Annotated in this window: 18 protein-coding genes; 2 read left to right on the forward strand and 16 right to left on the reverse strand. The window is 55.0% G+C overall.

From position 1 onward, the window contains the following. Nucleotides 1-2 precede the first annotated feature (2 nt). The 9 genes from KJ970_14990 to KJ970_15030 all read right to left on the reverse strand — a co-directional run bounded on the left by KJ970_14990 (nt 3) and on the right by KJ970_15030 (nt 11761). Nucleotides 3-785: a hypothetical protein gene (locus KJ970_14990; GenBank protein MBU2692226.1), complete on the reverse strand. Its 783-nt coding sequence runs from the start codon at nt 783-785 to the stop codon at nt 3-5. Nucleotides 786-819: 34 nt separating this feature from the next. Further along, a complete protein-coding gene (locus KJ970_14995; protein MBU2692227.1) occupies nt 820-1311 on the reverse strand; it encodes a hypothetical protein in 492 nt (163 codons plus the stop codon). A 586-nt stretch (nt 1312-1897) separates the two neighbouring features. After that, on the reverse strand, nt 1898-4267 hold the full coding sequence (locus tag KJ970_15000) for a sigma 54-interacting transcriptional regulator (GenBank protein MBU2692228.1): 2370 nt from the start codon (nt 4265-4267) through the stop codon (nt 1898-1900). Nucleotides 4268-4339: 72 nt separating this feature from the next. Further along, the gene (locus KJ970_15005) at nt 4340-4696 is read right to left on the reverse strand and encodes a hypothetical protein (GenBank protein ID MBU2692229.1); all 357 of its coding nucleotides are present in this window, start codon (nt 4694-4696) and stop codon (nt 4340-4342) included. Nucleotides 4697-5061: 365 nt separating this feature from the next. Next, on the reverse strand, nt 5062-6171 hold the full coding sequence (locus KJ970_15010; GenBank protein MBU2692230.1) for an SMP-30/gluconolactonase/LRE family protein: 1110 nt from the start codon (nt 6169-6171) through the stop codon (nt 5062-5064). A 117-nt stretch (nt 6172-6288) separates the two neighbouring features. After that, complete coding sequence (locus KJ970_15015; protein MBU2692231.1) at nt 6289-8097, reverse strand: T9SS type A sorting domain-containing protein; 1809 nt, start codon at nt 8095-8097, stop codon at nt 6289-6291. Between the two features lie 223 nt (nt 8098-8320). Then, entirely contained in the window at nt 8321-9601 is a 1281-nt protein-coding gene (locus KJ970_15020) for a tyrosine--tRNA ligase (protein ID MBU2692232.1), read from the reverse strand. A 61-nt stretch (nt 9602-9662) separates the two neighbouring features. Beyond that, nucleotides 9663-11093: an RtcB family protein gene (locus KJ970_15025; protein MBU2692233.1), complete on the reverse strand. Its 1431-nt coding sequence runs from the start codon at nt 11091-11093 to the stop codon at nt 9663-9665. Between the two features lie 125 nt (nt 11094-11218). Then, nucleotides 11219-11761: an archease gene (locus tag KJ970_15030; GenBank protein MBU2692234.1), complete on the reverse strand. Its 543-nt coding sequence runs from the start codon at nt 11759-11761 to the stop codon at nt 11219-11221. A 108-nt stretch (nt 11762-11869) separates the two neighbouring features. Between KJ970_15030 and KJ970_15035 the strand changes: the two genes are divergently transcribed. Together KJ970_15035 and KJ970_15040 are read left to right on the forward strand one after the other, a co-directional pair. After that, nucleotides 11870-12244 (forward strand): hypothetical protein, encoded by a 375-nt coding sequence (locus KJ970_15035; GenBank protein ID MBU2692235.1) that lies wholly within the window; start codon nt 11870-11872, stop codon nt 12242-12244. Nucleotides 12245-12284: 40 nt separating this feature from the next. Then, entirely contained in the window at nt 12285-13778 is a 1494-nt protein-coding gene (locus KJ970_15040; GenBank protein MBU2692236.1) for a hypothetical protein, read from the forward strand. A 43-nt stretch (nt 13779-13821) separates the two neighbouring features. On the opposite strand, the gene KJ970_15045 is transcribed toward KJ970_15040, so the two are convergent. The 7 genes from KJ970_15045 to KJ970_15075 all read right to left on the reverse strand — a co-directional run bounded on the left by KJ970_15045 (nt 13822) and on the right by KJ970_15075 (nt 22102). Next, a complete protein-coding gene (locus KJ970_15045) occupies nt 13822-14460 on the reverse strand; it encodes a hypothetical protein (GenBank protein MBU2692237.1) in 639 nt (212 codons plus the stop codon). A 1-nt stretch (nt 14461) separates the two neighbouring features. Further along, nucleotides 14462-15883, reverse strand: a complete 1422-nt coding sequence (gene lpdA, locus KJ970_15050; GenBank protein ID MBU2692238.1) for a dihydrolipoyl dehydrogenase — start codon at nt 15881-15883, stop codon at nt 14462-14464. A 54-nt stretch (nt 15884-15937) separates the two neighbouring features. Then, on the reverse strand, nt 15938-17263 hold the full coding sequence (locus KJ970_15055; GenBank protein MBU2692239.1) for a 2-oxo acid dehydrogenase subunit E2: 1326 nt from the start codon (nt 17261-17263) through the stop codon (nt 15938-15940). A 9-nt stretch (nt 17264-17272) separates the two neighbouring features. Then, nucleotides 17273-18253, reverse strand: coding sequence for an alpha-ketoacid dehydrogenase subunit beta (locus KJ970_15060; GenBank protein ID MBU2692240.1), 981 nt, complete (start codon nt 18251-18253; stop codon nt 17273-17275). A 2-nt stretch (nt 18254-18255) separates the two neighbouring features. After that, nucleotides 18256-19332, reverse strand: a complete 1077-nt coding sequence (gene pdhA / locus KJ970_15065) for a pyruvate dehydrogenase (acetyl-transferring) E1 component subunit alpha (protein MBU2692241.1) — start codon at nt 19330-19332, stop codon at nt 18256-18258. 346 nt (nt 19333-19678) lie between these two features. Next, nucleotides 19679-21640: a potassium transporter Kup gene (locus KJ970_15070; protein MBU2692242.1), complete on the reverse strand. Its 1962-nt coding sequence runs from the start codon at nt 21638-21640 to the stop codon at nt 19679-19681. 63 nt (nt 21641-21703) lie between these two features. Next, nucleotides 21704-22102, reverse strand: a complete 399-nt coding sequence (locus tag KJ970_15075; protein MBU2692243.1) for a hypothetical protein — start codon at nt 22100-22102, stop codon at nt 21704-21706. Nucleotides 22103-22287 lie beyond the last annotated feature (185 nt).

Raw genomic sequence — 22287 nt, forward strand, 5'->3', positions numbered from 1 at the left:
CCTTAATCATTACCCCTGATAAATTTTTCAATAAACCCACTCAGGGTCGACATTCCTCTTTTTGTGCTCTGCGTCATGGCTGTGGGATAATCCAGAAATTCAAGTATATCTGTACTTGTATTGACGTCGTGAAAGAAAGGCGAGTCTTCAACACTCTGAAAAAGGCGGCCCATCAGCAGGTGAATAGTGACATCTCCTTCTCGTTGCCGGAGCCTTGTCGTGTATCTGTCGCCGCACAGGGCCAATAACCTATGCTTTTCTTCGGTCGAAAGACCGGATAAAATTTCCGGGATACTCAACATGGACTCCAACAAAGCAAAATCCCATTCGAAATACATTTTCTTGATCCGGGGCCAATCGGGATCGAGTAGAGCTGGGTCCAATGCTTGATATACTTTTAGTATAGCGGATCCGGCATCAGGTCTTTGTAGCAGTTCCCAACGAAATCCTAGCGGCTTGTGTTCTGGAGATGGGATGGAAGCGGGAAGGGCACCATCGCTGCTAAAATTCCAGAAATGGCGATCAGGATATTTCAGACAGGTCCAGGCCAAACCTAAGGTAGACATTGTGCTCAAAACCGAATCGGGAACTTGAATCGCTTTCCTTCTGTCCTGCTCCTCCATCTCATTCCATTCAGGAGTGCCGGGAACAACAGGGAAGTCATACACGTCTATATTGTCGTAGGATATTAAATGAAACATATCATAATCGGTGTCACTTGCAGATGCCCTGCTATTTGGAACAAATGATACAACCAAGAACAGGAAAGCGATTATGACCTTCATGTTTCCTCCCCTCAAGAACCAAGGCACTCCACCCTCACCCTTCATCTTTGGGTTTTGGAATGCAAATGGGGTCATTGGGATGTACCTGGCACCATTTGATCAACGACCAAGACAATAGCGCATTATCCCCTTGCGGGAAGAGATAATTCTCGATGTCTGATACAATATTGGGATCTGTGATTCTGGGCATCTCGTAGCCATAGAACAGCTTTCCGGCGGTCTTGGCAACAAGGGTTTCAATCATGTCCGGATCTCTCACTTCAACGGCAAGGGCCGGAATGGTTCCGGTGCGATAAGCATAAATGATCAGGATCTCATCAACCGCGCCTGCTTTTGATTCGAAAACCATCCAGGGCCATTCGGTTCCATCCAGGGAGCGTGTTGAAGGCATCCCGGTCGGGTCATGCCCAGTCGAAGATTTGGACGACACACTGTCTTCACTGCATCCCATCATTCCTAATCCCATCGTTCCCATGATGATGCCGCCTCCGATAAGGAGGCACAGAATGGTAATCCTTGCGCCCATGACTTTCCCTCCCAATCGCGATCTCATGAGTGAGTCCAATCAACTTTCTAGTGGGCAATAATCATGCCGGGGGAGAGAAGAGGCGGGAAGCGCACCGGGTTTTGGGCGGAATATGATTAGGTCGCCCAACGCGCTGATATCATATGAATTGCGAGGTCAGGGCCGTTGTTCTCTGTAGAGGGGAGCCGCGTTCTCATCTTGAACAAAACAGGCGACCGTGTCTGAAAAGTGAGATTTCGTAACCCAGCGGACACTCCGGACACAATCGGACACTTTTTATGATTACAACGTAGACACGCGGTTCCCATTCGGATTCACAAAATGAGGCTGCCGGCGGAGAGCAGATAACTCTTCAATAGAAAACAGGTTATAATGCCGCCCCGATTCGCTGCCAGCGCCAAGAGCCTTGTTGGGATTCGCGCTCTTGCGTCTATCTGGGATGAAAATGTGTCCGGGGTGTCCGCCCGGACACTTTCGGACACTGTGATTGAACCGAATGCCGATGCCCACCGGAAAAAAATGAAGATTCTTCGCAGCTTTTTGTGAAATCTCTGGAATTGAAAAGGTGCGGGCGCAAAAGGTGAGCTTAACGAAGGATTCGATAGACCATCTGGCGTGATATCCCCAGCATTTTGGCCGCCCGGCTCCGGTTTCCTCCGGCCGCGGCAAGTGCGGACACAACCCTGTCTCTGCTCGGACGCTCAATGGCAACTGGTGAGGGCTTCAGCGCTGAATCGAGAAGCATCTCCCGGATGACCGCCGGATCGAACGATGCGCCATTCCCTATGCCATTGAATCGGAGCCTGAGCGCGCGCACGAAATGATCAAGCTCGCGGATATTTCCAGGCCATGAATGCTCCCGGAAAACAAGCAGACCCGCCTCCTCGACCAATCCCTTAGGAAGGGCGCTGCCGGCGCCATGGTGATTCCACAGGTGGCGGATGAGGAGGGCAAGGTCTTCCAACCGGTTCCGCAGGGGAGGGAGATCAATCCGGCCTTGAGCCAGCCGGTAATAGAGATCTTTCCGGAAGAGGCCCATCTTTAGTTTCTGCGGGAGATCTTTTTGTGTGGCGGATACGATACCCAGCTGAATATTGTGAATGGCTGTTGAGCCCAGCGCCTTCACCTCGCCGCGATCAAGAAAACGCAGCAAGGCGACTTGAGCCCGGGGCGACAACTCCCCCACTTCATCCAAAAAGAGCGTTCCCCCTTCGGCCTCCCGCACCAAACCGCGCCGGTTGCGCGTTGCCCCCGTGAAGGCGCCCGCGTCAGCGCCGAAGAGCTCGCTTTGTATAAGGGCGTCGGGACAGGCGCCGCAATTGAAGGGAACAAAGCGCCCTCTCCGGCCGGCAAGCTTGTGAATCCCCCGCGCCACGAGCTCTTTTCCCGTCCCCGTCTCACCCGTGAGAAGGATAAAAGCTCCGTCTTCCGCCAGTCGACGCGCTTTCTCCAAGACACGCTTCATCGGAAGAGATCCGGTGATAAGGCCGATCTCATTCCAGATGGGATTTAAAGCCATAGAAGTTTGTGCATCCGTCAGTGCGCCCTTCGGCGCAGCCTTTACCGCACCCTTGGGTTTCGGCCGGGAAAAATCCAAACGCTCGAAATGACCAGAGGGTCCTTCTGACGCGCGGGTCTTCATGTTTGCCTGCAATAGCTGATGGCGCCAGCCGGATACGAGATCGGCTTTCTGGCCCAGGTTCATTTTTCGCAAAAGATCTTGTGCTCGAAGAGCGGTTTGTTCAGCTTTATCATTCATGCCTTGGGATTCGAGAGCCAAGCTGAGAAGACCCCACCCCTGGGCTTCTTCCCAATCCATCCCGCATTGGGATGCGAGATCGATGGCGTTTCGCGCCGCCTTCTCCGCCCGCGGCCACTTTGACTCAGCGCAGGCCAGCAAGGAGAATCTTAAATAGCACTCGACAACCAGATCTCCCGCCGGCGAAAGACAGTCGGCCAGACGGCGGCAGAGGTTCAGGGCTCGGTGCGCCCTACCAAAATGTCCACTCGTCGCCATAACCTCACCGAGGAACTCCAGAGATAGACATTCTTCACGCGGCATCTCCATCCGGCGGGCCATGCGCCAGCAGCTTAAGAGCAGGCGGCGGGCCTCCGGCCAGTCACCACAGCGGCCCGCGAGCATGCCCTGTCCCAAAGCCGATCGCAAGATCAAGGTTGCATGACCTATCTGTCGCGCCTGTTTATGAGCCTGCGCGAACGTCGCGTGACTTTGCTCGAGGAGACCCATCCGATTAAGGAGCCAAGCGCGATTAAGCAGGACGCGCACAACGCCGGTCAGATCACCGCCATCGCGACGGAGTTGTTCTGATTTTCCATAAAACCGGAGCGATTCCTCAAGCCGTCCTCGGATGCGGAGCACATTGGCCATCTGGCCGCAGGTCTTGCCCCAGAGAACACGATCGCCATAACGCTCGGCCAGTTCGAGGGCCTCGGCCGCCTTGGCCTCGGCCTCCTCAAGATTGCCGAGTCTCATGAGGGGTGTGACGGTCTGGATGAGAATCAAAACAGCGGTTTGCGGGTTGGCTTTCGCGAGAACATCCGGGCCCATCCGTCGACAAAGGTCCAGGGATGAAGGGTAATCGCCACTCTCGGATAGAATATAAGCCAGGACGGCCGTGCCGCGGACTTGTATTTCCGCCGAAACCGAGCCGGCGCTTTGAAGCAGGTCGCGGAGGACAGGGGTCCATACTCTGAGCTCCTTGGTTTTACGGAGCGCTTGGCAGCTCTCTAAGTAGCATGAAACAAGAGCTAAACGATCATCCCTTTCGGGGATCCCTTCAATCGAAGTTGAAACGATAGGTTGGAGAAGCTCGTAGGCATGGGTCGGTGAAGCAGCATCCAGGTATAGCCGGGCTCGACGAAGACAGCTAGCCAATGCCTCGGCTGGAAGATGAGATGAAGTCGAAAGATGTTCCCCGCACCCCTCCAGACTCATTTCGAATCTCCTCAACAGGAGTAAGGCATCTGATGCTTAGAACAATCCCCCAATTCCAGCTTTTCGACCTGGTCAGCGGAGCAACCAGTTTAACAGCCACAACTGAACCCGGGTGGAAAACGGCATTGGGGTTCGCTCGGCTTGAAAAGGACGCACGGTGGAATGCGCACGTTCAGCGCCGACGTTTTTTTCCGCCGTACTTTTACAATCCAGCACATGCCCAAGGTCGCTGTTTTTGGCCGGCAAAGGAGTGAATTCAGGCTCATCTCCATCCCCATCCGAATTGGAATAGGGATCCCGTGTCGGTGTTCCCGAATAAGCGGAAGCGATAGAGGGAAGGGTTGCCAGGAAGCCGATAAGAAGCAAAGCCAGGACTCCATAGGACACGATCAGCATTCGGAAAGCACGGAAAACTTTAGCATGGTTCATGAAGACCACTCCTCAGATCTGCAATGAATACCGGACGACCTCGCAGATCGCAAAGACAGCGCTTCCAATGTGCATTCATTTTCAGATCTATTGTCAAAAATTGTCAAGGTTTTTCTGAGCTAATGGATTAGCCCCAGTAAAGATATCGGTATGAGGCGGGGGAACCTTCATAGGAGGAAGCTGACAATCCAAAGGCCTGCTTCCGGCGCCGCAAAGCGTTGCCGGGGATCCGGCTATCTTGTTGAAATGCCTGCACCAGGGGCTGGTGACCGCGCTTACTAACGATTATGATAGGCCCCATTTAGAAGCAAGCTTCGGTGCAAGTCCGCATTGCAAGGCTAGATCTATCTACCATTAGACATAGGCTATCTTAGGAGCAGCAACTTCCCCATCCGTGACCGTTCACCCACCTGTAACCGGTAGAAATAGAGGCCGGATGGCTCCAGTTCAGCGTTCCACGAGGCATGATGACTTCCCGCCGCCCGGACGCCGTCAACGAGTGTGGCCCGCTTGCGGCCGGCAATATTATAAATATCGATGTGGACATCGGCCGCGTCTTTAAGTTCATAGGAAAAATGGGCCTTATTCTTGAATGGGTTGGATCCGGTCTCAAAAACAATTTCAGTACCGGGGGTTACCGCACCCTCAACCGACGTCAGGTCAACCGGCAGAAAATCCACGGAATTTGTATAGAAATTCGGAACGGCGATCAAATCGTGAACGGCGTCATAATAGATATCGGCGGGTCCGTCATGGCCGGTCGAGAACGTTTCCGGCGGGCCGCTGAGCGCCGGATCATACCGGAGCACCGCGCTGTAATACCAGCTGGAGATATAAAAGGAACCGCCACTATCAACCGTAATACCATCGACACTGGGGATCTGTGTGTTCATCACGACAGAGACCGATGAATCAGCGATATCGATCGCTTTCATCGGGTAACCGGCTTCGTTCTGCATGACGGTGAGAAGGCGGTCATTCGGCGCATCAAAGATGATACCGTTCGGCATATTCAGATCCGCATCCACAAAAACAGACCAGCTGTGATCGGGCCGGATTTTATAGATTTTGCTGTTATAGAAATCAGTCACATAGAGATTGCCGCTGTCGTCGGATGTGATGCCATTGAGCATCCCCGGATCCGTGATCCAAATACTTGCGATCCTTTCGCCCGTTTCCAGATCGAAGCCGATGAGCGCGATATCAGGCTCCCCGCTCGATGCAACATAAAGAATGCCGTTTAAAATGTGCAATCCGGCGATCTTGGTGAGAGACGTATTGAAATAGGATTGTTGATGCGCTGCATCGATCGCGACAATACTGCCGTCGCCGTAGTTCGAGACGAGATAGCGATCCCGCGGGGCGTCATAAACAACGCTCTCGGGTTGATTCAGAAGATTTTGGGCATGACCCGGAAGGGCCGGCAATCCGCTGAAAACCAAGGCGAGAAGAAGCACTGAAATCAAGATTCTCATAAAAAACCTCCCGGCCGGAATGTTGTTCAGCCCGCTGGTATGAGTACGGGCCGAAGGCCGGGAGGGTTTCCCTCACAAGCCATCTTGCCTGCGCCGGCGCTACTCACCGGTCTCAGATTATCTGAGCAAAATCATCCGCGTCTTCGCGCATCCCCTTGATGAGGAGAGCTTCACAAAATAGACGCCGGATGGAACATCCTCCCCGCGATCCGACCGCGTATCCCACTGAAGGAGGCTCCCCGAATCCAGTGATCCCTTATAAAGATGCCGGACAAGGCGGCCGGCCACATCGAATATCCCGACATCCGTCGGGATCGCTTCATCGAGATTGAAGGTCAGTGATACATTGTGGCCCGCCGGATTAGGGCTGCAGGTGATCCTCACCGGGATCAGATCCGCAACCGTCCAATCGCCCACTCCCGACAACCCGCAACCGAGGGAATCATACCCGGCGTCTACATTAATACCGCCCGAGGCGATCATTCTGAATCCCATACGGCGGAGTGGATCTCTCTGCGCCCAACTAAGAGTTCTCGCCCCGCAGCCGTTGACCCAAATGCGTCCCGGTGTGGCATCGGTCAGATAAAATGTAACACCCAAGACATCATGTGGGCCGCTATCCATGGGAGGCAGCAATGGATAGGCGCCGTCTTCAAGAACCAGGGTCGTGGGATAAGCGGTGTTGTCGATATTGATATTGGGTGTGACCAGCACGCAGAGGTCAATCCCGGCAATCCCGTCGCAGCCTTCAACAACAACATGCGCCGTGGCGGGTTGATAGGGGGCCAGATCGATCCGGTCGAGATCGTCCGTAGGGTCGGCAGAGAAATTGATTCGGACGGTTCCCGCGCAGCTATCCGGAACCACGCCGCAGGTGGCGCAGGGTGTTACCGGTCCATGCTGAAAGAAACTATCGGAGAAGACCAGAAAATCCTCGATCCCCACCACGCCGTTGTCATTGAAATCCGCGCTGGGATCGTAACTCCCGCCATAGGCTTCACCAAAGAGAACAAGATCCAGAAGATCGACCCAGCAATCGTGATTCATTTCAGTCCAACCGGTCGTCTGATAAGCATCCTGGCCGCAGAATTCGCACGGTTCAAAATCCCACGCGCCATCGCCGCAGTATGGTTCCTGCGGGCCGCAGTTGCCCAAGGAATCAGGCGGCGGATAGGCGTTGATCCCCCCGAAGGCCACCGTCTCAAAATTCATGAGCCGAGGCGGATTGACCTGAGCCCATTGAAGCCCCTGGTTGGAATGCATTGTACAATCTCTGATCTTCACCCAGGCCGGCTCGCTGTCGGTGACATAGGCATGAAACTCCCCCTGATATCTCGCCGGTGAGCCGTCCGATGGGGTCATCCCCCATAGAGCCTCGGTCGAAAAATCGCCTTCGACATTACTCGAGGCGTAGAAACAGGCATCCGCGGATGTCATACCAACGCACCCCTCAAGGACAATAAAAACTCTGAATTCCTCGAAGGGCGCAATATCGATTCGATCAACGTCCTCCTCGGCATCCATCGAAAAATTGATTCTTGCGATCCCCATGCAGCTGTCGGGCACAACGCCGCAGGGGTCGCAGGGATCCACCTCATAGTCATGAAAATAGCTGGTGCCGAACAAATAATAATCGCCGGCATTAACAAAGCCATCATCATTAAAATCGGCGCTGGCCGTCCAATAGGATCCAAGGAACGGCTGCGCGAAGATCCCGAAATCGACAATGTTGACGATGCAATCATGCGTCATATCCGTATAAACAAAACCGGATTCCCAGTAGCAATCCTGGCCGCAATACTCGCAGGCTTCCCAGATATGGTCGCCGCAAGAGCGGTCAACTGCGATCACGGCGGGCGAAAGAAAGAGAAGACATCCAATGATAAAGAGGAATATAAAGGGATGAAGAGGCCGGCGGCTGTTCATGGGACACCTCCGAAAGATTAATGTCTGGCCAAGGATCTTATTTTAATAACAACAGAATGACGACACGAGTCTTTCAAACCAAGCTTATTATAGGCGGTTTTGGGGAGATTTGAAAGATCCAAGATAGCGGCGGGACAGCGGGCCGATCATCCGCGTGCTCTCGATGGCGGGAATGAGATTCATCGGGGGTCGCCGGCCGCTTACAGTGTATGCAACGCCGCCGTCAGGAGGGTATCAACCGGTAATACCGCCGCTTGCCGAGACGGATCATGAGTCCATCGCCGCCCTTGGCTTTCACCATCTCCGGATCGAAAAGGGCCGCGACATCGCCGACCGTCTCCTGTTCGACATAGAATCCACCCTGCTGGATCAGGCGCCGCGCTTCGCCCTTCGATTTGGTTAGATTGAGCGCCGCCAGAGCGTCAATCCAGGTCGGACCATTGCGCATGAGATCATCCGTCACTTTAACAATTTGAATTTCATCGGGCGCGGCCTTCTCTTGTACGACCCGGCGGAAATGTTCCTCAGCCTCCTTCGCCGCGGCCGCTCCGTGGTACATTTCAACCAGCCGTCCGGCAAGGCGCTTCTTAATCTCCATCGGATTGCCGCCGCTCTTCAGCTCGGCCAGAATCTTGTCGATCTCATCCATCGGCCAGCCCGAGGTGAGTTCCACATAGGCCGGCAATTGCTCGTCGGAGACCCGCATCGTCTTCCCGAACATATCCTCAGGCGTGCTGCGGATATCGATTGTGTTGCCGTATGACTTAGACATTTTCCGCCCGTCGGTCCCATCGATGAGCGGTACGGTGATCATGACATGAGGCCGTGCTCCGAAATGTTTTTGTATCTCACGGCCGGCGAGAAGATTGAAATGCTGATCGTAAGCGCCGACCTGCACATCGCATTCGAGCGCGTGCGCATCGTATCCCTGCATGAGGGCGTAGAGCGACTCATGAAAGCGCAGGCTTTCGCCGCGATCCAGCCGGTCTTTAAAATCCCGCCGGCTGATAATCTGGCGCAGAGGGAAAATGGAGGCGAGTTCTACAATATCGGCAAACTGCAGTTTCGCCAGCCACTCGCCGTTGTAACGAACCTCGGTCTTCTCCTCATCCAGCACCTTGAAGGCCTGTTCGCAGTAGGTCTTGGCGAGCCCCAGCACTTCTTCGTGTGTAAAACGGCGGCGCGTTTTGTCTTGTCCCGTCGGATCGCCGATCATGGCGGTGTAATCACCGATGAGAAAGATAACCTGATGCCCCAGCTCCTGAAACTGGCGGAGCTTTTGCAGCGGGACAAAGTGACCGACATGAAGATTCGGGCTGGTCGGATCGACACCGAGATAAATCCGCAGCTGCTTTCCCTCTTTGAGAATCTCCCGCAGCTCCTCGGTCATCTGCTCGCGCAGCGTCTTCTCCGTTGGAGCCGTATCCCAATTGACCTCATCCGCAAACTGCGTTCCCCGCAACAGAATGGAGAGTTGCTCATCGATCGAAAGCTTTGTCGCCACCAGCCTGTCTCCTCCTTATGAACCAACCCGCGCGCCAACCTCCACGCCACGCCAAAGATGCCTATCCCTTAATCACTCCGATCGGCCTGAGACGGGCGACCTTAAGGCTGATTCCCGCCAGCTCCATCGTATCGACCACATCGGCCACATTTTTATAAGCGCCCCGCATCTCTTCGGCCAGGGTGCGGCGCCCCTGAGCCATGACGGTAATCCCCTCCTCCGACAATTCAGCAGCAAGATCCCTCCCGGCAAAGGTCTTCACCGCCTGCGTCCGGCTCATCACGCGGCCGGCCCCGTGCGCCGTGCTGCCAAAAGTTTCCTCGAGGCTCTTGGGTGTCCCCACCGCGAGGTAGGAGCAGGAGCCCATATCCCCCGGAATGATGATCGGCTGCCCGACGCTACGGCCGGGCCGGGTCCCCTGCGGCCAGAAAGCGCGCGTGGCCCCCTTGCGATGCACACAGAGCCGCCGGGTCTTGCCGCCGACCTGGTGATTTTCGAGCTTCGCAATATTGTGGCAGACATCATAGACGAGACTTAATCCCAGGTCGCGCGGATGGCAGCTCAGCCCCTCCAAAAAGGCCTTCTCGGCTAAGTGCATGATAGTCTGTCGATTAGCCCAGGCGTAATTGGCCGCCGCAAACATTGCCGCCAGATAGCCACGCCCCTCTTCCGATTCCACCGGTGCGCAGGCTAACTGGCGGTCTGGTATCTCTATATTATATCGACGGATAGCCCGTCCCATCAATTTTAGATAATCATCGCAGATCTGGTATCCAAAGCCGCGGGAGCCGGTATGGATCATGAGAGTGATCTGTCCTTCGCGGATGCCGAATTCTCGTGCCGCCTCGGGATGATAGATCTCTTCCACCACCTCGATCTCGGCAAAATGATTGCCCGAGCCGAGGGTGCCGACCTGCTCCGACCCGCGGTCCATCGCCCGTTGACTGACCCTGTCGGGGTCCGCCCCGGGTAAGGATCCGCCATCTTCAATGAAGTTTAGATCATCGGATTTCCCATAGCCGCGCTTGACGGCCCATCGGGCGCCGTTCTTGATCAGGTCGAGCATTTCCTGGTGGCCGGCCCTTTTAACGGCGCCGTGCGAACCGACGCCGCACGGGATATGGCGGAACATTGAGGCGACCAGCTTCTGGATCTTCGGCTGCACATCTTCCAGCTGCAGCTGCGTCGTCGCCAAACGAACGCCGCAATTGATATCGTATCCGACGCCGCCCGGAGAAATGACACCCCCCGCCGCCGGATCGGTAGCCGCCACGCCGCCGATCGGGAAACCGTATCCCCAATGGATATCGGGCATCGCGAGAGAATATCCGACAATCCCCGGAAGATGAGCGACGTTCGCGACCTGCTCCAATCCGCCTTCTGAACGCAGCTGTTCCAGTAGCGGCTTGGTAGCGTAAATCCGACCCGGAACGCGCATTTTTCCCGTTTTGGGGATTTCCCACAACCAATCTTTAACGCGTTCTAATTTTATGGGAGGACCGGATTTCATCGAGCGCCTGCTTTTAAATAAGCCCCCGGCGGCGTCATAGCAATGTGTCGCCGCTTTTACGAAAATTCGAATCGATTTACCGAAAATGAGACAAAACCGGAAAAGGTTCAAGTATCCAAAATCAACGCGACGCGATAGATGATTTTTCCACCGGCTGGGTTCTCAGACCTGATCTTCAGATTATGATAGGTCGCCGCCTTGATATCGGTGTAGGCCTCGTGCCGGCCGGGATCCCACATCTCCCCGGTGATCACGCCCTCAAGGCGCCAAACATTTTCAACCCCGGCCTTTTCCACATCCGCCTTTTCTGGATCCTGCTCTCCTGGTTCTTGCTTTGACGGCGGCAAAATTCTCACCTGAAATCGCCGGCCTATAAAACCCGATCCGGACCAGAGATAGAGGAATTCCTGCAACCACGAAACAAGCAGCTCCTCCAGATCCCAACCTTCAACCTCGACGCGGCGCTGAACCAATGGATCAATCCGAGTGATGTCGACCGAGAGGGAGGCGACGCCTTCCGCCGCCTGCTCGAAGAGGCCCTCCAAGGTCGGCGCCCAAACCCGCAGACCGATATCGGCGGTATGATCCATCACCTCCCATCCCGCTGCGGGGTCGCCCGTTGCATCATTTTCCGGCTCAAAATCCGTCATCGATCCGCTCTTCCCCTGTCATCAGGGCTGGGTTATCTTTGGAGAGTAACCGAACTTAAAATAAATCTCGCGCAGATCAACCGCGATTACCAGGGAAGGAAGGCCGAAATGGAAGGACAAACGATTACGATACGAAAATTCCTGGATCAATTTGCCGTCGTTGAGGGGACGATTTTTAATATCGGCCATGAATCTGCATCGGTGGATCTCAACGGCACTTTTCGATGGTCGGATGAGGGGGATTGGGTCAGCCTGGTGCGCAAGGGCTGCGGGTGTGAAATACATTTAAAAAAGTCTGCTCTTTGCAATATTGTTCTCGGCAGTACACAGACCGGTTTCGGCGGCAATCCTTTCATGGATGTTGTTGACGAGGAAGGACGGCGAATCCTACGGGTTTACCTCCACACTCCTGAGGCTCAAAAGGTTGTACAGGCTCTTCGTGAGAAAATGGGAAATCCGGAATCGATTGCCATCAAACATTGATTCGGGCGATTCATTTACCGAGGTTCATAGGAGGTGCAATGTGAAAAAAGGTTTCTTGGCCCTCGGTTTGTTATCGCTTCTTCTTCTGCTCGGATGCGGTGACGATAATGAATGTCCCGCCATTCCCGATCCCGCAGTGAAAATCACCTACATGGCCTATTACCCTGATTCAGTCAGCGTCGGCGGTCTCGTCGATTTGGCGGTAGAAGCGACAGGCAATGACCTGACCTATGAGTGGACCGCCACCTCCGGATCCTTTTTGGATGATGAGGGGGATTACGCGACCTGGAAGGCCCCCGATGAACCGACTACGGCAAGGATCACCGCCGTCGTCTCCAGTCCCGATGGGACGGCGGCGCGATCGGTTATCGTGGCCGTCGCCATGTATATCCCTGAAGCGCGGCCCTACTATCTGAGCGCCGCGACCTGCGCCGAATGTCATTTTGATGATCCTGAATACCGTCAATGGCTGGGATCGGGGCATGCCAAGGCCTGGGCCGACTTGGGATCAAGCGCTCCATTGCAGTTCGAATGTTATGGATGCCACACGGTCGGTTACAATGACGCCGATGCCAACGGCGCCTATCTTAACAACGGCGGATACGACGAAACCGCCGTTGAGAGGCTCACTAATGTACAATGCGAGTCCTGCCACGGACCGCTAGGCGGACCCAGCGATTTCAGCGGGATTGTCGACCATGACAGCCAGCGGCTCGGCTCGGAACTCATGGGGATGGGAACGGCCGAAAATCCCACCGGCTGCGGCGTTTGCCACTCGGGTTATCATAGGGATTATGCCGCGGAATGGCGGGCGACCGGCCACGCGCGCAGCCACGCAACAGAGGGCGTCGCCGGAGATCCGACCTGCACGCCGTGTCATACCGGCGAAGGATTCGTTGATGAATTTGTCCACGGCACCGGAGCCGGAATCTACGGCGAGGATACGATCCCGCTGACCTGTGTCGTCTGCCACGATCCCCACGATCCCACACATCAGGGGATGCTTCGCGAAGAACATGCCGATCTTCTCTGCGTGAAGTGCCACACATCGGATGACGCCCTGCTGGCGGGCGCACCGCATCACCCTCAGGTCGATCTCTTGAAAGGCGATGGCGCCGTCGAGTATGCCGGTGCGGCCTATACAAACTCACCCCATCGGGATGATGTGCCCGATCTCTGCGCGACGTGCCATTTGACAAAGAAACCCTACGAAAGCCCGGTTTCGCCGGACTACACGCATCATGACTACGCGCCGCGGCCGGAATCCTGCGCCGAATGCCACAACGATGTGGGGGACGCCGCGTCGCTGGATGATCTGGAATTTCTCACCGATGCCCGCGCGGCGATCGATTTGTTGATCGATGAGCTGGAAGCGGAGCTGGAAGCGGCCGCCTCCGACACGACGCAGGCTTATATCGACGCCTTGTATAACTTGGAATTCGTGAAGGGCGACGGCAGCCGGGGAGCGCATAATTTTCTTTACGCAAAGAGCGTCCTGGAAGCGGCCATCGACAATTTTGACCCGGGAAAATAGGATTATAAGAATTGAGTCGGACGCCGCAGGTCTTCCGGCGTCATCATAAGGCCGCCAGCGTCTCTTTCAATGCGGCTTGAGTCAGCCGCCCGGCCAGCTGCAGCGCCGGATTCTCTGAGGGAGGCCATGGAAGGGCCGCCAAAAACTCCCGATGCTCCCGCCCCATCCGGTGATTCGGTTCTCTCGGCGGATGTTGTAAATACCGCTCGATGAGATCAAAACGTGGATTCACCAGCAGCGTTGTCGAGTAGTAGAGATAATTCCGTTTGCGCTGGATACAACTGCCGCCGACTTTCTTTCCGCCGACGACCAGGTCGGAGATGCCGTCCTGATAAACCGCCGGGATCCCGGCGTCAGCCAGCCTGGCTATCAGCCAGGATGAAATCTTGTTGAAATACCCGCTATTCCCGGAAATCCCTTCTGTGGGCAGAACCACCGAAACAATCACATTTCCGGGATCCAAAACAACCGCGCAACCGCCGCCATACCGCTGATAGACCGGCACACCGTCCTCGATGCAGTGTTCCACGTGCAGCTCGACCCCGGGCTTGCTGCCGCGGCCGATCACGACGGCGATCTCATCAGGCAGATATACTTTAACATGGGGGCTTCGATCGGTGAGGACAGCCCGTATGAGATCGTCATCAAATGTATAGGGTTTAATGTCGAGAGAATCACTCACGTCAGGAGTCTTTGCGCTTCCTGGGCGGAGAAATGTGAACCGCCTCGCCCGCGGCGACTTCGGCCGCCTCCATGATCGATTCAGAGAGGGTCGGATGCGGGTGGATCGTGACGATGATATCCTCGAGGGTCGCGCCCATCTCAATCGCCAGCGTCCCCTCCGCGATCAGCTCGGAGGCCAAGGGCCCCACCATGCCAACACCGAGAACGAGCCCGGAATCGGGGGCGGATAGGATCTTTACCAATCCATCGGTGCGGCCGATGGCTTGCGCACGGCCCAGTGCCTGCAGGGGAAACCGGCCGACATGAACCTCGATCCCCTTTTGCTTCGCTTCGATCTCCGTCAAGCCGGTCCAAGCAATCTCCGGATCGGTAAAGATCACGGCGGGAATGGCGCGATTGTCAAAGGCCGATTTGTGACCGCACAGAACCTCGGCCGCCACATGAGCCTCGCGGCTGGCCTTATGCGCCAGCATCGGCCCGGGAACAACATCGCCGATCGCGAAGATATGTGGGACGGATGTCCGGCACTCTTCATTGACTTCAATGAAACCGTGATCATTCACGGTGACTCCGGCGCTATCCAACCCGAGCCTGTCGGTATTGGGCTGTCTTCCGACAGCGATGAGAACCTTTTCTGTTTCCAGTTGCTGTCTTGCCCCCTCGTGCTCAACACCGACGAGATACCCTTCACCCGATTCCTTGATGTCAACGACTTTTGAGCCGTATAGAATTTTCGAAAAGCGCTTTTCAGCATGCTTGACCATAACCTGAACAAGATCCTGATCGGCTCCCGGCAGGAGTTCAGGCAGAAATTCAACAACTGTTATCGCGGAACCTAATCCGGCATAGACCAAACCGAGCTCAATCCCGATATAGCCGCCGCCGACAATCAGCAGCCGCTCCGGGATTTCGGGGATCTTCAATGCTTCGGTCGAGGTCCAGAGATTCATATCTTTCGCGGGCGGGATCGTGCGCACCCGTGATCCGGTGGCAATTATACAATGTTTAAACTCTATTCCTGAAACATCACCACCCTCGATCGTAAGGGTGGACTTGCTGTCAAAGACCGCCCGGCCGCGAATCACTTCGATACCCCGGCGTTTCATAAGGCCGTCAATACCACCGGTGAGCTTGTTGATGACCGAATCGGTCCAATCTCTCAGCTTGTTCAGATCAACATTGATATCCTTGAACGTAAAACCAAACTTTTCGGCGTCTTTTGCAGCCTGTAAAACCTCAACGGCATTGATCAATACTTTTGACGGGATGCATCCCTCAAGCAGGCAGGTGCCGCCCAGCTTATCCCTGTCATCGATCAAAACGACCTCTTTGCCCAGGTCGGCCGCGCGGATCGCCGCGACATAACCGCCGGGGCCGCCGCCGATGACAACGACTTCCGCCTCGGTTTTCAAGCTACCCATCACCATATCGCAATCCTTTGTTTAAGAGGCTCGAAACTCGTCAAACTTTTCCGTTTACGTTTCCAACAGCAAAAGATTCGGATCCGACAATGTCCGGACCATTTCTGATACAAACCTCGCCGCATCGGCGCCGTCGGTGATTCGGTGATCAAAGGCCAGCGTCAGCGGAAGCATCTTGCGGATGACGATTTGGCCGTCGCGGACAACCGCTTTGTCCTGCGCAGCGCCCATGGCCAGGATCGCCACTTCCGGGTAGTTGATGGTCGGGAGCAGGGCGGTTCCGCCCATCGGCCCGACATTTGTTATTGTGAATGTCCCGCCCTGCAGATCCTGAACCGCGATTTTCCCATCCCGCGCCGCCGCGGCTAATCTTTCAATCTCCGCGGAAACTTCGATGATGCTCTTCCGGTCGGTTTCACGGATGACGGGCACGATCAAACCCCGGCCTGTATCCACGGCGATCCCGATATTGTAATACTTCTTATAAATGATTTGATCTTTGAAGTGATCCAAACTCGCGTTAAAGGAGGGCGCCGCCCGCAATCCGGCGGTGACCGCCTTGATCACGAAAGATAGGAGGGTCAGGTGCCCGCCCGGCTTGCCCTTCCGCCTTTCATTCTCCCTTTTGCGGAAAGCTTCGAGATCGGTCACATCGGCTTCGTCCATGTGCGCTACATGCGGGATCAGCGAGAAAGAGGTGATCATTTTCCGGGCGACTTTGCGGCGGATGGATCGAAGCTTTTCTATTTCGATAAGACCCCATTGGCTGAAATCGGGAAGCGGTTCAATGTCGAGGTAGGGTATCGCCGATGCGGCCCGCGCGGCGAATTCCGTTTCAGGTGAAGCGACGATATCGAGAGGGCAGACCCTTTTCTCGGGCGCCGCCGCACCGCCGGTTCCATGGAATCGTTTCACATCCTCGCCCGTCACCCGCCCCGCCGGGCCGGTTGCCGGCACGGTGCGGATATCAACACCCAGCTCGCGTGCCAGCCTTCGGGTCGCGGGCGCCGCCGCGACAGGTCCCGCGCTCATCACCGCCGCCACGGGCGCCGCGGGTGCCGCTGGAGCCGCGGGTGCCTGGGCCGCCGGAGCCACGGATTCCTTTTCAGCAACTCCTTTGTCGTCAACGGCGACCGTTCCACCGGTCCCGTCATCAATGACAACAATGACATCCCCGACATTGATAATGCCGCCGACATCACCGCTCAGCCGGGCGATGGTGCCGCCTTTTGGAGAGGGAATGGTTACCGCGGCCTTATCCGTTTCAACGTCGACCAAGGGATCGTCCTCATTGATCTTATCCCCGGCAGCGATATACCATTTGAGAATCTCGCCCTCTTGAATTCCTTCGCCAAGATCCGGGAGCTTGAACTCGTACATAATTCTCTCCTAATAGTTCAATGTTTCCTCAATGGCTTTGTAGATATTTTCCTGGCCGGGAACATAGTTCATCTCCCTCCCAAAGTAGGGAGTCATCACATCATAATTCGTCAACCGCTTCACCGGCGCTTCCAGATACATGAGAGCCCGGTCATTAATCTGGGCGATGACTTCGGATGCGATTCCCATCGTCTTCGGCGCTTCTTGTACAATGACGCACCGCCCGGTTTTCTTCACCGATTCCGCCACCGTCAGGCCGTCCATCGGATTCATCGTCAGCAAATCGATCAACTCGACGGATTTTCCAAGCTTCTCTTTGATTTCATCGACGGCTTTTATTGCCGGCCGCATCATAGCGCCCCAGGCGATCACGGTGATATCCGACCCCTCCTGTACAATTTGGGCCTTCCCAATCTCCATGATCTCCTCCTCCTCGGGAACCTCCTCGCGGAAGGCCCGGTAGGAACGCTTCGGCTCCATGAAGATAACCGGATCGGGATCCCGGATGGCCGCCAGCAGCAGCGCCCGCGCGTTTCTCGGCGTGGACGGGATAACAACTTTTACACCTGGAATTGTTGAGTAAAGCCCTTCCCGGCTTTCACTGTGATGCTCCAGCGCCCGGACACCGCCGCCGTAGGGCATTCTGATAACCAGGGGAACATTCCATTCGCCCAACGACCGGCCCCTGAATCTCGAGGCGTGCCCTTCCAACTGATGAACCATGAGATAGGAGAATCCGGAGAACTGCATTTCACCCACCGGTTTCATCCCAGCCAGGGCCATCCCGATCGAGGTGCCGATGATAGCCGACTCAGCCAATGGGGTGTCGATGACCCGGCTTTCGCCGAACTTTTCAAGGAGGCCGGCGGTGACGCGGAAAACACCTTCATCCCGGCCGACATCTTCACCAAGGACGATGACGCTCTCATCTTTCGCCATCTCCGTCTCCAGCGCCAGATTGATCGCTTGAACCATATTCAACTTCGCCATCGTCAGCTTCCTTTCCTCTTCAAGAAATCCTGCTTTTGCTCTTCAAGCTCGGGAGTCATTTTGGCAAAAACATGATCGAAGCAAGCCTCGGGCGGGAGCTCGGTAAATTCTTCGAATGCCTTCACGCCGGCGTCGATTTCCTCTTTTGTCGCCCCCTGCAATGCCTCTTCTTTTTGTTCATCCCATAAACCCTTATCTTCGAGATATTTTTTAAAGCGGATAAGAGGATCTTTCGCCTGCCATCCCTCAACCTCATCATCTTGGCGGTATTTTTTCGGGTCATCCGCCGTTGTGTGCATCATCAACCGGTAGGTCACCGCTTCAATTAGTGTCGGTCCGCCGCCGGTGCGCGCCCTTTCAAGCGCCTCTTTTGTCGCGACATACATGCCAAGGGGATCGTTGCCGTCGACCTGGATGCCGGGAATATCAAAGGCGATCGATTTTTGCGCCAGAGTCTTGGAGCTCGTCTGCTTCTCCCGCGGCAGCGAGATCGCCCACTGGTTGTTTTGTACGATAAAAACAACCGGGACATTCCAAACGCCCGCGAAGTTCAACGCTTCATGGAAATCGCCTTCAGATGTGGCGCCGTCGCCCATGATACAGATTACCGACGTATCCTTTTCGCCTTGGTACTTCATAGCGTATCCGATCCCGACGGCATGAAGCGCCTGCCCCGCCACAATGATCGACACGGGAAGAATCCGCCGGTTGCCGGATCTTTTGTTCCCCTCCTCAAAGCCGTTATAATACAACAGTGTTTGTGTAATCGTTTCGCCCCGCAACAGACGTGCGCCCGTCTCGCGGAAGGCGCCGACGAACCAATCCTTGTCATTCATTAAGAAGGCGGGGACAATGTGGGCCGCTTCCTGCCCCGTACTCGGGGCGAAGGTGCCGATGCGGCCCTGCCGTTGCAGATTTAACATGCGTTGATCGACGGCGCGGCCCATAACCATCCCGCGATAGAGGGCGAGGAGATCCTCATCGCTGATCTTGGGCTCCAGCTCTTTGTCGACATTGCCCGATGCGTCGAGAATTTGCAGATACGACACAGAGTAATGACCAACCTCTTTTATTGGCATAGAAGACTCCTGTACGACTGATTTTTCCACCGGCGTAAAAACAACTCAAATTGGCCAAACATCTGATAATACCAGATCCGCGGCGCCTGAACCACCCTCTCCTTCATACAACTAATAGGAGGTACCGACAAGAAATCTAAGACACTTGAGCGGCATCTTGGTTTCAATCAGCAGGATAAAAACATCATTAGAATCCATAATCATTCGGGACATTTAGAATGAACGGATCGAATCGACAACGGGCAACCCGATGCCGTTAAAGGGGTTTTGGCCGGCGAGGCGGTACCCGGGGCGGTTGGAATCCAGTGCTGTACCCTTCGCCGGTTCCAGCTCCCAAAATCCCTCATTAGATTTCCAGCTGAATTCCCACCTCGATGATTTGATTGTTGGGAATGTCATAGAAAGTGGCGACATTTTGTGCATTTCTCGACATAAAGGAAAAAAGCATTGATCGGATGGCTTTTATACCGCCATGTTTCTTTTGTACAAGTCGTTCCCGTCCGAGAAAGAAGCTCATCTTCTCCATCTTGAAATCGAAACCCTTCTCGCGGATCAACGCGAGAATATTTCCAACTTTGGGATCCTCCATAAAGCCGTAATGAGCAATGACCTTATAAAAACCATTCCCCAATTTGAATTCCTCGACCTTCTCGTCATTCGGGACCCGCGGAACCTCCTCCGTTTTAAAATGCAGGAAAAGAATATCACTGTGCAGCACTTTGTTGTGGATCAAATTCTGAACTAACGCCGCCGGAACGATATCCGGATTCCCCGATAGAAAAACCGCCTGGCCGCTGATGCGATATGGAGGATCGTCCGTCAGCCTCGCTTGGAACTCTTCAAATGTTGGCGTCAGACCTTTCAACTGAGTCGATAACGACTCCCGGCCGCGTTTCCAGGTGATCATCATGAAATAGATCATTCCTCCTATGACCAATGGAAACCAAGCACCGTGGAATATCTTACTGATATTCGCTCCAAAAAAGGCAATATCGACGACAAGGAAGACACAGACCGGAAGACCCGCGGAGAACCTTGACCAGCCCCAGCGCTCCCTGGCTACCACATAGAAGAGGATTGTGGCGATCAACATCGTCGATGTGACGGCGACGCCATAGGCGGCCGCGAGCTTGCTGGTCGTGCGAAATGCGAGAACAAGACAGATTGTGGCCGCCATAAGAATCCAATTGACGAGCGGAACATAAATCTGCCCAAGATGCTTCACTGAGGTGTGGAGAATTCTCAGCCGCGGGAAATATCCGAGACGGATCGCCTGGCGGGTGAGCGAAAAGGCGCCCGTGATGACGGCCTGGGAAGCAATGATCGTCGCCGCCGTGGCCAGTATAACCATCGGAATCAACCCCCAGGAGGGCACCATAGCGTAGAAGGGGTGGTGGGCTTTTTCAGGGTCGGCCAGCAATAGAGCTCCCTGCCCGAAGTAATTCAATAACAACGCCGGCAAGACCAAAACAATCCAGACCAATCGAATGGGACGCCGTCCGAAATGTCCCATATCCGCATAGAGCGCCTCCGCACCCGTGACCACCAGAAACACGGCGCCGAGGACCAGGAAACCGTGCACTTGGTTGTTGATAAGAAAAGCGACCCCATACCATGGGAACATAGCCATCAGGATTTTTGGGTTTAACGTTATCTGAATAAAACCCAGAATCCCGAGAGCGCAAAACCAAACAAAAATGACCGGCCCGAAGAGCGCCCCCACCTTGGCGGTGCCGCGGCTTTGCAGAAGAAAAAGACAAGCCAGGATAATGACCGTGGCGGGGATTACAAAATAGTGAAAAGCCGGGGCGATGATTTTCACACCCTCAATAGCGCTCAAGACCGAAATGGCCGGCGTGATCATGCCATCCCCATAGAGCAGAGACGCGGCGAACAGGCCCGCCGTCACAAGAATCCATCTGGCCCTTGTTGTTTTCAGCTGCTTGGGTTGTATCAGCGCCGTGAGGGCGATGACGCCACCCTCTCCATGATTATCCGCTCTGAGGATAAAGGTCAGATATTTGAGAGTGACAACGATAATGAGCGCCCAAAACATGAGAGAAAGAACACCGAGCACATTATCCGTCGAGATGGCGATGCCGTATTGTCCGTGAAAACACTCGCGGATGGCATAGAGCGGGCTGGTTCCAATATCACCGAAGACCACACCGAGCGCCGCCAAAGAGAGCGCCGCCAGGTGATGGTGGCTTGAGCCTGCTGCACGAAGTTTCTTTTCTTCTGATGGCTTGATCGGTGTCGTCACGCTATGAACCGGCTTTTTTAAATGGCCCCGCAATAAAGATCCCATTTGGATCCAACTGGCCGGGGCCCTCCGTCAACCATTCATATTGTGACTCTTTTGACGGTTCACTCAAGGGGCACCAGCAACCTCACGGTATACCGGCGCGGGCATTCCCCTCAAATCATTGTGGTTCAGGAAATACCAGAGGGTGAGCGATCCGATCACGGTCCCGGTCGGAAACTTGAATAACTCCATGCACGCCAACACCATAGCCATCCTGCGCGCCCACGGCCGCTGCCGCCAGAGCCCCCATCCGGCGATGAAAAAGAGCACCGCAGAAGCCGCAACCAAGAGCGAAGCCCCCGAGAGGAGAACGGTCAGAAGAGTCAATTCACCGCCAGAAACCCCAAACAGGCCATTCCACGCAAGAGCCAAAACTCCTTGAGCGACCATAAATCCTATCGAGAATAAACCGGCCACCGCGAAGTGCCAGCAAGCCAGCATTGTGATCCCTTCAGAGCGTTTCATCGTCTTTCCCCTTTCGCCTGGATTACGGCGCCGCGGGGGAAATATTCACAAATTCCGCCGCTGGGCCCTTGTCAAAGTTGTCAAAGTTGTTAAAGCGGACGATGCGAGGATCAATGACAGGCTCTCGAGGGAACTCTTTGTGACGCCTTTTCGTATTTTGCACATCACCTCGACAATGGTAGGAT

The sequence above is a fragment of the Candidatus Eisenbacteria bacterium genome, from assembly GCA_018831195.1.
Classification (GTDB): Bacteria; Eisenbacteria; RBG-16-71-46; order CAIMUX01; family JAHJDP01; genus JAHJDP01.

Coding starts and splice junctions, on each gene's coding strand:
- KJ970_14990 (MBU2692226.1), bottom strand. CDS start 785: ATGAAGGTCATAATCGCTTTCCTGTTCTTGGTTGTATCATTTGTTCCA.
- KJ970_14995 (MBU2692227.1), bottom strand. CDS start 1,311: ATGGGCGCAAGGATTACCATTCTGTGCCTCCTTATCGGAGGCGGCATC.
- KJ970_15000 (MBU2692228.1), bottom strand. CDS start 4,267: ATGAGTCTGGAGGGGTGCGGGGAACATCTTTCGACTTCATCTCATCTT.
- KJ970_15005 (MBU2692229.1), bottom strand. CDS start 4,696: ATGAACCATGCTAAAGTTTTCCGTGCTTTCCGAATGCTGATCGTGTCC.
- KJ970_15010 (MBU2692230.1), bottom strand. CDS start 6,171: ATGAGAATCTTGATTTCAGTGCTTCTTCTCGCCTTGGTTTTCAGCGGA.
- KJ970_15015 (MBU2692231.1), bottom strand. CDS start 8,097: ATGAACAGCCGCCGGCCTCTTCATCCCTTTATATTCCTCTTTATCATT.
- KJ970_15030 (MBU2692234.1), bottom strand. CDS start 11,761: ATGACGGATTTTGAGCCGGAAAATGATGCAACGGGCGACCCCGCAGCG.
- KJ970_15035 (MBU2692235.1), top strand. CDS start 11,870: ATGGAAGGACAAACGATTACGATACGAAAATTCCTGGATCAATTTGCC.
- lpdA (MBU2692238.1), bottom strand. CDS start 15,883: ATGGGTAGCTTGAAAACCGAGGCGGAAGTCGTTGTCATCGGCGGCGGC.
- KJ970_15055 (MBU2692239.1), bottom strand. CDS start 17,263: ATGTACGAGTTCAAGCTCCCGGATCTTGGCGAAGGAATTCAAGAGGGC.
- KJ970_15060 (MBU2692240.1), bottom strand. CDS start 18,253: ATGGCGAAGTTGAATATGGTTCAAGCGATCAATCTGGCGCTGGAGACG.
- pdhA (MBU2692241.1), bottom strand. CDS start 19,332: ATGCCAATAAAAGAGGTTGGTCATTACTCTGTGTCGTATCTGCAAATT.
- KJ970_15070 (MBU2692242.1), bottom strand. CDS start 21,640: ATGGGATCTTTATTGCGGGGCCATTTAAAAAAGCCGGTTCATAGCGTG.
- KJ970_15075 (MBU2692243.1), bottom strand. CDS start 22,102: ATGAAACGCTCTGAAGGGATCACAATGCTGGCTTGCTGGCACTTCGCG.